This window comes from Escherichia fergusonii ATCC 35469 (assembly GCF_000026225.1).
GTDB lineage: Bacteria > Pseudomonadota > Gammaproteobacteria > Enterobacterales > Enterobacteriaceae > Escherichia > Escherichia fergusonii.
The window spans coordinates 4,142,955-4,154,672 of sequence record NC_011740.1 but is presented as its reverse complement, the minus strand read 5'-3'; the positions used below and the strand labels follow the sequence as shown (position 1 = coordinate 4,154,672).

Sequence of the window (11,718 nt, the reverse complement as noted above, 5' to 3'; positions counted from 1 at the left end):
CGGCCTCAGAACGTCACGCCAGCACAGAGAATGATATTCGCATACGGAGAACATTCTCCGCTACGAATTACCGCCTGACTTTCTGCGGTTTGTTGTTTGAATTGTTCATGTGTGGTGTAACGAATTTCAATGGTATTTCCCTGGTGTTTTTGCAGCTGCTCAAGGTGAGTGAGCAACGTTTCGTGGAGTTGCGGATTATGTTGTTTTATCTCTTCCGCGATAATGGCAGCCTCGACCTGCATTTCATTTGTGACGACGCCCAGCACCTGCATAAAAGAAGGTACACCCTGGGTTAATGCCATATCGATGCGCGTTGTACTTTTGGGGATGGGTAAACCAGCATCACACACCACCAGCGTATCGGTATGTCCCAGACGGGAGATCACCGAAGAAATATCAGAATTAAGAACGGTGCCTTTTTTCATTTTTTTCTCCATCAGCGAAACGTTTCGCTGACCCGCAGTTTAATCCTGACTGAGTTGGGAAAACCATCGTGACGTTACGGAAATGTGATCAACCTCGAAACGTTTTACATAATGATTAAAAATGAAAACAATAACGCCCCCTTATGGAGAAAGGAGGCGTCTGGCGTTAGATTTCGACCTGAGTACCCAGTTCGATAACCCTGTTTGGCGGGATTTCAAATTGATCCGGTGCTCGCAGAGCATTACGTTGCAACAGCAAGTACAGCTTGCCACGCAGACGCAAATACCACGGGCGTTTGCCGAGGATCAGTGATTCATGCGACATAAAGAAAGAGGTTTCCATCATCCGGCAACTTAATCCTTCCAGACCGCAGCGGTGGAAAACTTCTTCCACATTTGGCGTTTCCCGCCAACCATAACTTGCCACCACGCGCCAGAAAGTAGGCGACAATTGTTCAATCTGTACGCGACGGACGTTATGGACATATGGCGCGTCTTCGGTGCGCAGAGTTAACAGAATCACCCTCTCATGCAATACCTTGTTATGTTTAAGGTTATGCATCAACGCAAAGGGAATAACGTTGATTGCACGCGACATATACACCGCGGTCCCGGGCACGCGAACGGGCGGAGATTTCTCCAGCGAAGCAATCATCGCTTCCAGAGAGTTACCATGTTCATGCATCCGCCGCAGCAAGCGGAAACGTTCGCTCTTCCAGGTGGTCATCACGATAAACATCACCGTACCGAGGCTCAATGGCAACCAGCCGCCGGAGAGCAGTTTATCGAGGTTAGCGGTGAACAATGGAATATCGACACAAAGGAAAGCAATCAGGATCAGCGCAACAAAATACTTATTCCAGTGCCAGTTCTGACGTGCCACGGTAGTCGAGAGAATAGACGTCAGCACCATGGTTCCGGTCACCGCAATCCCGTACGCCGCCGCCAGGTTGCTGGAGTGCTCAAAGCTGACAATCACAATCACGACCGCGACATAAAGCATCCAGTTCACAAACGGAATGTAGATTTGCCCTGACTCCATTTCGGAGGTGTGAATAATGCGCATCGGCGACAAATATCCCAAACGTACCGCCTGACGCGTCAATGAGAAGACGCCAGAGATAACCGCCTGCGAGGCAATTACCGTCGCCAGCGCGGCGATGATCAGAAGCGGGATCAGCGCCCAGTCCGGTGCCAACAGGAAGAACGGGTTCTTAATTGCTTCCGGGTTCTTTAACAACAGCGCTCCCTGGCCGAAGTAATTAAGGGTTAAGGAAGGCAATACGACGGTGAACCACGCCAGACGAATCGGGAACTTACCAAAGTGCCCCATATCAGCGTACAGCGCCTCGACCCCCGTTATCGACAGCACCACTGCCCCTAATGCAATAAAAGAAACCGTTTTGTATTCAAGGAAGAAATGCACCGCCCACATCGGATTCAGCGCATGCAGCACTTCTGGGTTAGCAATAATGCTACGCAACCCCAGCCCCGCCAGAATCAAAAACCAGGTCAGCATGATAGGCGCAAACAGCTTACCGACCATAGCAGTGCCATGTTTTTGAATCATAAACAGTAAAGTCAGAACGATGATTGAGAGGGGAACTATCCAGGTATCCAGCTGCGGGGCGACGATTTCCAGACCTTCAATAGCAGACATCACCGAAATAGCGGGTGTTATGACGACTTCACCATAGAAAAAGCTGCCGCCGATTAGCCCCATAATCACCAGCATTGATGTCGTTCGCGCCGACGTATTACGCCCGGCAAGCGACATCAACGTCAGGATTCCCCCTTCACCGGCGTTATCTGCCCGCATTACGAAGGTGAGATATTTAATGGAAACCACAAAGATTAGCAGCCAGAAGATCAGTGATAAAAAGCCAAACACAGCATCGCGTTCAACGCCAAAACCAAACTGACCGGACAAACATTCACGAAGTGTATATAGCGGGCTGGTACCAATATCACCGTAGACAACCCCAATTGCTGCGAGGGTAATCGCAGGTAATGATTGTTTATTCTCAGTGCTCATAGACAAATTTTTCGTCGATATAAGAAATGTGTGCGTAGTCCCTTGGCCCACAAAAAGCGCACAGTATGCACGATTAATCGCAAAATCGTACCCCTAAATGAATCCATATTAACCTGGCTCAAAGAACAATTACCGCACCTTAAGACTCTTACAGTCAGCCTTACGAAACGTCTATACTCGCTGTTAATACATTACGTTTGGCGAAAGGACGCCACTTCATTATGGCTCACCCACATTTATTAGCGGAAAGAATTTCGCGTCTGAGCAATGCGCTGGAAAAGGGGCTTTTTGAACGTAGTCACGCCATTCGGTTGTGTCTGCTGGCCGCATTAAGTGGCGAAAGTGTATTTTTGCTCGGTCCGCCCGGTATTGCTAAAAGTCTGATCGCGCGTCGTTTAAAATTCGCCTTTCAGAATGCCCGCGCTTTTGAATATCTGATGACTCGCTTTTCCACACCGGAAGAAGTATTTGGTCCTCTTTCTATTCAGGCGCTAAAAGATGAAGGGCGCTATGAGCGTTTAACCAGCGGCTACCTGCCGGAAGCAGAAATCGTCTTTCTTGATGAGATCTGGAAAGCGGGACCGGCTATTCTAAACACACTGCTCACCGCCATTAACGAACGTCATTTCCGTAATGGTGCCCACGAAGAAAAAATTCCCATGCGCCTGCTGGTGGCTGCATCTAACGAATTACCAGAAGAAGATAGCAGCCTGGAAGCATTATATGACCGCATGCTGATTCGTCTGTGGTTAGATAAAGTGCAGGATAAAGCAAATTTTCGCTCAATGCTTACCAGCCAGCAGGATGAAAACGAAAATCCGGTTCCGGCGGCACTGCAGGTCAGCGATGATGAATATCAGCAGTGGCAACGCGATATCGGTAATGTTGTTCTGCCGGATCATGTATTTGAACTTATTTTTACCCTGCGCCAACAGCTGGATAATCTACCAAATGCACCTTATGTTTCTGACCGTCGCTGGAAAAAGGCGATTCGCCTGTTACAAGCCAGTGCCTTCTTCAGCGGTCGTGATGCCGTGGCACCTATTGATCTTATTTTGCTTAAAGATTGCCTTTGGTATGACGCCCAAAGCCTCAATTTGATGCAACAACAACTTGAAATATTGATGACCGGACACGCATGGCAGCAACAATCTATGCTTACCCGTCTGGGAAGTATTGTGCAACGGCGTATTCAGTTACAGCAGCTACAAAGTGATAAAACCGCGCTGACAGTGATACGCCAGGGAGGGATGTTCAGCCGTCGACAGCAATATCAGTTGCCGCCAGAGATCACCACAAACACACTGACGTTGATCCTGCAAAAACCGTTAAAACTCCATGATATGGAAGTGATCCACATTACCTTTGAACGAACGGTCCTTGAGCAGTGGCTTGCTAAAGGTGGGGAAATTCGTGGCAAGCTAAACGGGATTGGCTATGCGCAACCGCTCAATATGGAAGTGGATAGCGTCCAACACCTGGTTGTTCGCGATGTCAGTTTACAGGGATCTACGCTGGCATTACCCGGTTCTTCAGCAGAAAGTATGCCAGGCGAAATTAAGCAGCAACTGGAAGCTCTGGAAACACAATGGCGAGAACAGCACACCCTATTTAGCGAACAACAGAAATGTTTGTTTATTAACAGCGACTGGTTAGGTCGCATTGAAGCCAGCCTACAGGGCGTCGCCACACAAATCCGCCAGGCGCACCAATGCTGACGCTGGATACATTGAATGTCATGCTCGCGGTAAGTGAAGAGGGAATGATCGAGGAGATGATCCTCGCTTTGCTCTCTTCACCGGTGTTGGCCGTGATATTCGAAAAATCGCCTCGTTTAAAAAAAGCGATTACCAATGATCTGCCACGCTGGCGAGAAGCTTTACGTACACGCTTAAAAGATGTTCATGTTCCGCCAGAATTAACCGAAGAGGTGATGTGTTATCAGCAGAGCCAACTGCTTTCCACGCCACAGTTTATTGTTCAACTCCCCCAAATCCTGGCATTACTTTATCGCCTGCACTCTCCTTATGCAGACCAGGCTCAGCAACTGGTTGATGGCAATAGTCGTTTTACTCCGGCATTACATACCTTGTTTCTCCAGCGTTGGCGACTAAGCCTGGTTGTACAGGCAACAACGTTTAACCAACAATTACTGGAAGAAGAGCGGGAGCAATTGCTAAGTGAAGTCCAGGAGCGTATGACCCTGAGTGGGCAACTGGAGCCAGTACTGGTCGACAATGATAACGCAGCAGGTCATTTATGGGATATGAGTGCAGGGCAGCTCAAACGCGGCGATTATCAACTGATCGTAAAATATGGCGATTTTCTGGCACAACAACCAGAACTGCGGCAACTGGCTGAGCAATTAGGGCGTTCCAGAGAAGCGAAATCTGTTCCACGAAAAGATGCACCAATGGAAGCCTTTCGTACGCTGGTTCGGGAACCAGCCACCGTGCCAGAACAAGTCGAGGGGCTACACCAAAGCGACGACATACTTCGCCTTCTTCCCCCCGAACTGGCAACTCTGGGCATTTCCGAACTGGAGTATGAGTTTTATCGTCGTTTGGTGGAAAAACAGTTACTAACCTACCGCTTACAGGGTGAAGCCTGGCGTGAAAAAATCACCGAACGTCCGGTCACTCATCAAGATTTTGAGGAGCAGCCACGCGGACCATTTATCGTCTGCGTAGATACTTCGGGTTCGATGGGCGGTTTTAATGAACAGTGTGCGAAAGCATTCTGCCTGGCACTAATGCGTATTGCGTTAGCTGATAATCGCCGTTGTTTCATTATGCTGTTTTCCACCGAAATAGTGAGCTACGAACTCTCCTGTCCACAAGGGATCGAACAGGCGATCCGTTTTTTAAGCCAGCGTTTTCGTGGTGGTACTGATCTTGCTAGCTGTTTTCGCACCATTATCGAACGTATGCAGGGGCGGGAATGGTTTGATGCTGATGCGGTAGTGATTTCAGATTTTATCGCCCAACGATTACCCGATGATGTGGTAAATAAGGTTAAAACGTTGCAGAAGGAACATCAGCATCGCTTTCATGCCGTGGCGATGTCGGCACATGGCAAACCCGGCATCATGCGCATTTTCGATCATATCTGGCGCTTTGATACCGGGATGCGAAGCCGCCTGCTCAGACGCTGGCGGCGATAAATTATTACAGCAGAGAAGGGACACTCTCGCGAACAGCAGCTGGCCATACACCACACTGAACCTGACCGATATGCGGCAGTTGCAGCAGCAGCATGGTCAAACGAGACTGGCCGATACCGCCGCCGATGGTCTGCGGCATTTCACCACGCAGCAGCGCCTGATGCCAATCCAGCTGCAGGCGATCTTCGTCACCGGTCAGCGCCAGCTGATGCTTCAGCGTTTCGGCATCCACGCGAATCCCCATGGAAGAAAGCTCAAACGCATCTTCCAGTACCGGGTTCCACACCAGAATATCGCCGTTCAAACCCGCATGGCCCAGCTCTGACGGGGTACTCCAGTCATCATAATCCGGTGCGCGCACGTCGTGGCGATGACCATCACTCAACTTACCGCCAATCCCAACGAGGAAAACCGCGCCAAGATCTTTAGCAATCGCCCGCTCACGCCCTTTGGCATCGAGATCCGGATAACGAGACAGTAACTCCTGGCTGTGAACGAAGTGGATCTGATCCGGCAGGAACGGTGCCAGGCCAAACTCTTCGCTAACCGCAGCTTCGGTTGCTTTAATTCCCGCCCAGATCGCCTCTACCGTGCTTTTCAGAGTCGAGAATTGACGCTCGCCATCGCCCATTACGCGTTCCCAGTCCCACTGGTCAACATAGACCGAGTGCAACGGGGAAAGACGGTCTTCATCGGGGCGAAGGGCTTTCATGTGCGTGTACAGCCCTTCGCCCGCGCTGAAGTCGTGTTGCCCTAAGGTCTGACGTTTCCACTTCGCCAGTGAATGAACCACTTCGAACTGGGCATCAGGCAGAGCTTTCACTTTTACCTGCACCGCTTTTTCACAGCCCGACAAGTTATCCTGCGTGCCATCCCCCACACGGCTAAGAATCGGCGCCTGGACTTCGATCAGCCCCAGACGTTCTTCCAGTTGACGAGAAAAGTGAGATTTCACGAAGCTAATTTGACGTTGTTTGGCAATGTAAGCGGTTTTCATTTTTTATACTCCTGCGTCCTGTTGATTAAGATTAAGGAACAAAAATTGGCTCACATGCAATATTCATTCAATAAAAAGCCATACTCACTTTTGATTCATTAAAAAAGAAGGCTAAAATAGAGTTAATCATTAATTCTCATAAGAAAAACCTATGGAAAATTATCTGATCGACAATCTGGACCGCGGCATCCTGGAAGCATTAATGGGTAATGCGCGTACCGCTTACGCCGAACTGGCGAAACAATTTGGCGTCAGTCCGGGGACGATTCACGTTCGAGTAGAGAAAATGAAGCAGGCGGGGATCATTACCGGGGCGCGTATTGATGTCAGCCCGAAGCAGCTTGGTTATGACGTAGGCTGCTTTATCGGCATTATATTAAAGAGCGCCAAAGACTATCCTTCCGCGCTGGCAAAGCTGGAAAGCCTCGATGAAGTGACCGAGGCGTACTACACCACCGGCCACTACAGCATCTTTATAAAAGTGATGTGCCGTTCGATCGACGCCCTCCAGCATGTACTTATCAACAAGATCCAAACAATTGATGAAATTCAGTCCACCGAGACACTGATCGTCCTGCAGAACCCGATCATGCGTACCATCAAGCCCTGATCGGCTTTTTTAATCCCATACTTTTCCACAGGTAGATCCCAACGCGTTCACAGCGTACAATACGCCACTCTTAATAAAGGTGGCGGTTTATGGCAGATATCACTCTTATCAGCGGCAGCACCCTCGGCGGTGCCGAATATGTAGCAGAACACCTGGCTGAAAAACTGGAAGAGGCGGGTTTTACCACCGAAACGCTGCACGGTCCGCTGTTGGAAGATTTATCAGCCTCTGGGATCTGGCTGGTTATCAGCTCAACCCACGGTGCCGGAGATATTCCGGACAACCTTTCTCCTTTCTATGAAGCATTGCAGAAACAGAAGCCCGATCTTTCTGCGGTCCGCTTTGGCGCAATCGGTATTGGTAGTCGTGAATATGACACCTTTTGTGGGGCTATCGATAAACTCGAGGCTGAACTCAAAAATTCCGGTGCAAAACAGACAGGCGAAACACTGAAGATCAACATTCTTGATCACGACATTCCGGAAGATCCGGCAGAAGAATGGCTGGGATCGTGGATTAATTTACTCAAATAAGTATACAGATCGTGCGATCTACTGTGGATAACTCTGTCAGGAAGCTTGGATCAACCGGTAGTTATCCAAAGAACAACCGTTGTTCAGTTTTTGAGTTGTGTATAACCCCTCATTCTGATCCCAGCTTATACGGTCCAGGATCACCGATCATTCACAGTTAATGATCCTTTCCAGGTTGTTGATCTTAAAAGCCGGATCCTTGTTATCCACAGGGCAGTGCGATCCTAATAAGAGATCACAATAGAACAGATCTCTAAATAAATAGATCTTCTTTTTAATACCCAGGATCCCAGGTCTTTCTCAAGCCGACAAAGTTGAGTAGAATCCACGGCCCGGGCTTCAATCCATTTTCATACCGCGTTATGCGAGGCAATCACCATGTTTTATCCGGATCCTTTTGACGTCATCATCATTGGCGGGGGTCATGCAGGCACCGAGGCCGCGATGGCTGCGGCGCGTATGGGTCAACAGACTCTGCTTTTGACACACAATATCGACACGCTGGGGCAGATGAGCTGCAACCCGGCGATCGGCGGTATTGGGAAGGGACATCTGGTTAAAGAAGTGGATGCACTCGGCGGTCTGATGGCGAAAGCGATCGATCAGGCGGGTATCCAGTTTAGGATACTAAACGCAAGCAAGGGACCTGCGGTTCGTGCTACCCGAGCTCAGGCGGATCGCGTGCTCTATCGGCAGGCGGTACGCACGGCGCTGGAGAATCAACCTAATCTAATGATCTTCCAGCAGGCGGTTGAGGATCTTATTGTCGAAAACGATCGCGTAGTCGGCGCTGTCACCCAGATGGGGCTTAAGTTCCGTGCTAAAGCTGTCGTGCTCACAGTCGGGACTTTCCTTGACGGTAAAATTCATATCGGTCTGGATAACTACAGCGGTGGTCGTGCTGGTGATCCGCCGTCTATTCCGCTTTCTCGCCGTTTGCGTGAACTGCCGCTGCGAGTTGGTCGTTTGAAAACCGGGACTCCGCCGCGTATTGATGCTCGAACCATCGACTTCAGCGTGCTGGCGCAACAGCATGGTGATAATCCGATGCCGGTATTCTCGTTTATGGGCAATGCGGCACAACACCCGCAACAAGTACCGTGTTATCTCACTTATACCAATGAAAAAACCCATGACGTGATCCGCAGTAACCTCGATCGTAGTCCGATGTATGCTGGTGTGATCGAAGGTGTCGGTCCACGCTACTGCCCGTCGATCGAAGATAAAGTCATGCGCTTCGCCGACAGAAATCAGCATCAGATCTTCCTTGAGCCGGAAGGATTGACTTCCAACGAAATTTATCCGAACGGTATCTCCACCAGCCTACCGTTCGATGTACAGATGCAAATTGTCCGTTCCATGAAGGGAATGGAAAACGCGAAAATTGTGCGTCCGGGTTATGCCATTGAGTATGACTTCTTCGATCCGCGCGATCTGAAACCGACGCTGGAAAGCAAATTTATTCAGGGGCTGTTCTTTGCTGGTCAGATTAACGGCACTACCGGTTATGAAGAAGCCGCTGCACAAGGTTTGCTGGCAGGCCTGAATGCCGCTCGTCTGTCCGCCGACAAAGAAGGCTGGGCACCGGCGCGTTCCCAGGCATATCTCGGTGTGCTGGTCGACGATCTGTGCACACTGGGTACCAAAGAACCGTACCGTATGTTTACCTCGCGCGCGGAATATCGTCTGATGCTGCGCGAAGATAACGCTGACCTGCGTTTGACCGAAATGGGCCGTGAGCTGGGTCTGGTGGATGACGAACGTTGGGCGCGCTTTAACGAGAAGTTAGAAAACATCGAACGTGAGCGTCAACGCCTGAAATCAACATGGGTGACACCATCGACAGAAGGTGTAGCCGAAGTGAATGCTCACCTGACTTCGCCGCTCTCTCGCGAAGCCAGTGGTGAGGATCTGTTGCGTCGCCCGGAAATGACCTACGAAACATTAACCTCGTTGGCACCTTTCGCACCAGCGCTGACTGATGAACAAGCCGCAGAGCAGGTTGAGATTCAGGTTAAGTACGAAGGTTATATCGCGCGTCAGCAAGATGAGATCGAAAAGCAGCAGCGTAACGAGAATACCCTGCTACCAGCGACGCTGGATTACCGCCAGGTATCCGGTCTTTCTAACGAGGTGATCGCCAAACTCAACGATCACAAACCGGCATCTATCGGCCAGGCTTCGCGTATTTCTGGTGTCACACCTGCGGCAATCTCCATTCTGCTGGTGTGGTTGAAAAAACAAGGTATGCTCCGTCGTAGCGCATAACGCATTAAAAATGGCGGGTAAGCACCTGTTTACCCGCCACTGCATTCAGAACAGGTAATCACCGTGCTCAACAAACTCTCCTCTCTGCTGAAAGATGCAGGAATTTCGCTTACCGATCACCAGAAAAATCAGCTTATTGCCTACGTTAATATGCTGCATAAATGGAATAAGGCCTATAACCTGACTTCAGTTCGTGATCCCAACGAAATGCTGGTTCGTCATATTCTTGATAGCATCGTGGTAGCTCCTTATCTGCAAGGTGAGCGCTTTATCGATGTTGGCACCGGACCGGGACTGCCGGGAATACCGCTTTCTATCGTGCGTCCTGAAGCCCACTTCACGCTGCTGGATAGCCTCGGTAAGCGCGTGCGCTTTCTGCGTCAGGTTCAGCATGAGCTGAAACTGGATAACATCACTCCAGTGCAAAGTAGGGTAGAGGTGTTTCCAGCTGAACCTCCTTTTGATGGCGTGATCAGCCGTGCATTTGCTTCGCTCGATGATATGCTGAACTGGTGTCACCACCTTCCTGGGCCATCCGGTCGTTATTACGCATTGAAAGGGCAATTACCAGAAGATGAAATTGCTTCATTACCAAAAGAATTTCAGGTCGAATCGGTAGTTAAATTACATGTTCCTGGGCTGGAGGGAGAACGTCATCTGGTGGTGATTAAGCCAAACAGAATTTAATTTTTATCAAAAATATGGACGAAAAACAGGTTTCAAAACTGTTAAAAAAACACCCATACCAGGACGATATAAGTCGTTACACTTAACGCCATGTTCACTGTTTGTTTGCAACAACACAACGTGGCTTTTTTTGCCAAAGATTTATTCTGTCAGTAACGAAAATATCAGACGGCTAAAAATCATTTAAGAAAACCAGTTTTTTTGTTAAAAATTAATTATAAAAGTCAATATTTAGTTTTTGGGTTGTAATAGTCGTTTTTAAAACTGAATGCTTTTTTAAGGTTAAATATCAAAAAGTTGAAAAGGCATCATTAGCTAAGTAAATAATCAGGACAAAGACGAAGATGCGTAAATTGTGATCTGAAGCACGCTTTATCACCAGTGTTTACGCACCTTTTGCAGATTTGCATGATCGCTCACAGTTTCTTAAAAACTAAGAAATGTGGGCTGGTGAAAAATATTTAAACATTTATTCACGTTTTGGCTACTTATTGTTTGAAATCACGGGGACGCACCGTATAATTTGACCGCTTTTTGATGCTTGACTCTAAGCCTTAAAGAAAGTTTTATACGACACGCGGCATACCTCGAAGGGAGCAGGAGTGAAAAACGTGATGTCTGTGTCGCTCGTGAGTCGAAACGTTGCTCGGAAGCTTCTGCTCGTTCAGTTACTGGTGGTGATAGCAAGTGGATTGCTGTTCAGCCTCAAAGACCCCTTCTGGGGCGTCTCTGCATTAAGTGGAGGCCTGGCAGTCTTTCTGCCTAACGTTTTGTTTATGATATTTGCCTGGCGTCACCAGGCACATACACCAGCGAAAGGCCGGGTGGCCTGGACATTCGCATTTGGCGAAGCTTTCAAAGTTCTGGCGATGTTGGTGTTACTGGTGGTGGCGTTGGCGGTTTTAAAGGCGGTATTCTTGCCGCTGATCGTTACGTGGGTTTTGGTGCTGGTGGTTCAGATACTGGCACCGGCTGTAATTAACAACAAAGGGTAAAAGGC

General features: G+C 49.0%; 10 protein-coding genes. 7 read left to right on the top strand and 3 right to left on the bottom strand.

The features are described 5' to 3' along the window. Positions 1-5: 5 nt before the first annotated feature. Positions 6-425: a D-ribose pyranase gene (gene rbsD / locus EFER_RS20230; RefSeq protein ID WP_000715936.1), complete on the bottom strand. Its 420-nt coding sequence runs from the start codon at positions 423-425 to the stop codon at positions 6-8. 166 nt (positions 426-591) lie between these two features. Then, on the bottom strand, positions 592-2,460 hold the full coding sequence (gene kup / locus EFER_RS20225; protein WP_000102682.1) for a low affinity potassium transporter Kup: 1,869 nt from the start codon (positions 2,458-2,460) through the stop codon (positions 592-594). A 221-nt stretch (positions 2,461-2,681) separates the two neighbouring features. Here kup and ravA point away from each other — a divergent pair, with 221 nt between their 5' ends. Both ravA and viaA read left to right on the top strand, forming a co-directional pair. Beyond that, the gene (ravA, locus tag EFER_RS20220; protein ID WP_000940971.1) at positions 2,682-4,178 is read left to right on the top strand and encodes an ATPase RavA; all 1,497 of its coding nucleotides are present in this window, start codon (positions 2,682-2,684) and stop codon (positions 4,176-4,178) included. After that, positions 4,172-5,623, top strand: a complete 1,452-nt coding sequence (gene viaA, locus EFER_RS20215; protein ID WP_000956659.1) for an ATPase RavA stimulator ViaA — start codon at positions 4,172-4,174, stop codon at positions 5,621-5,623. Before ravA ends, viaA begins: the two co-directional genes overlap by 7 nt. 4 nt (positions 5,624-5,627) lie before the next feature. On the opposite strand, the gene asnA is transcribed toward viaA, so the two are convergent. Then, positions 5,628-6,620, bottom strand: a complete 993-nt coding sequence (gene asnA / locus EFER_RS20210) for an aspartate--ammonia ligase (RefSeq protein ID WP_000845109.1) — start codon at positions 6,618-6,620, stop codon at positions 5,628-5,630. A 151-nt stretch (positions 6,621-6,771) separates the two neighbouring features. On the opposite strand from asnA, the gene asnC reads away from it, so the two are divergent. The 5 genes from asnC to atpI all read left to right on the top strand — a co-directional run bounded on the left by asnC (position 6,772) and on the right by atpI (position 11,713). Beyond that, positions 6,772-7,230 carry a transcriptional regulator AsnC gene (asnC, locus tag EFER_RS20205; RefSeq protein WP_000432970.1) on the top strand — a complete coding sequence of 153 codons (459 nt, stop codon included), beginning with the start codon at positions 6,772-6,774 and terminating at the stop codon, positions 7,228-7,230. A gap of 89 nt (positions 7,231-7,319) precedes the next feature. Beyond that, the gene (gene mioC / locus EFER_RS20200; protein WP_000763745.1) at positions 7,320-7,763 is read left to right on the top strand and encodes an FMN-binding protein MioC; all 444 of its coding nucleotides are present in this window, start codon (positions 7,320-7,322) and stop codon (positions 7,761-7,763) included. Positions 7,764-8,141: 378 nt separating this feature from the next. Then, entirely contained in the window at positions 8,142-10,031 is a 1,890-nt protein-coding gene (gene mnmG / locus EFER_RS20195) for a tRNA uridine-5-carboxymethylaminomethyl(34) synthesis enzyme MnmG (protein WP_000499772.1), read from the top strand. 63 nt (positions 10,032-10,094) lie between these two features. Continuing rightward, the gene (rsmG, locus tag EFER_RS20190; RefSeq protein WP_000932854.1) at positions 10,095-10,718 is read left to right on the top strand and encodes a 16S rRNA (guanine(527)-N(7))-methyltransferase RsmG; all 624 of its coding nucleotides are present in this window, start codon (positions 10,095-10,097) and stop codon (positions 10,716-10,718) included. A 614-nt stretch (positions 10,719-11,332) separates the two neighbouring features. After that, positions 11,333-11,713, top strand: coding sequence for a F0F1 ATP synthase subunit I (gene atpI, locus EFER_RS20185; protein ID WP_000116699.1), 381 nt, complete (start codon positions 11,333-11,335; stop codon positions 11,711-11,713). The last annotated feature ends 5 nt before the right edge of the window (positions 11,714-11,718 follow it).

Excerpts from the sequence above, each read along its gene's own strand:
- kup (WP_000102682.1), bottom strand. The coding sequence starts at position 2,460 with ATGAGCACTGAGAATAAACAATCATTACCTGCGATTACCCTCGCAGCA.
- mioC (WP_000763745.1), top strand. The coding sequence starts at position 7,320 with ATGGCAGATATCACTCTTATCAGCGGCAGCACCCTCGGCGGTGCCGAA.
- atpI (WP_000116699.1), top strand. The coding sequence starts at position 11,333 with ATGTCTGTGTCGCTCGTGAGTCGAAACGTTGCTCGGAAGCTTCTGCTC.
- viaA (WP_000956659.1), top strand. The coding sequence starts at position 4,172 with ATGCTGACGCTGGATACATTGAATGTCATGCTCGCGGTAAGTGAAGAG.
- ravA (WP_000940971.1), top strand. The coding sequence starts at position 2,682 with ATGGCTCACCCACATTTATTAGCGGAAAGAATTTCGCGTCTGAGCAAT.
- mnmG (WP_000499772.1), top strand. The coding sequence starts at position 8,142 with ATGTTTTATCCGGATCCTTTTGACGTCATCATCATTGGCGGGGGTCAT.
- rbsD (WP_000715936.1), bottom strand. The coding sequence starts at position 425 with ATGAAAAAAGGCACCGTTCTTAATTCTGATATTTCTTCGGTGATCTCC.
- asnA (WP_000845109.1), bottom strand. The coding sequence starts at position 6,620 with ATGAAAACCGCTTACATTGCCAAACAACGTCAAATTAGCTTCGTGAAA.
- asnC (WP_000432970.1), top strand. The coding sequence starts at position 6,772 with ATGGAAAATTATCTGATCGACAATCTGGACCGCGGCATCCTGGAAGCA.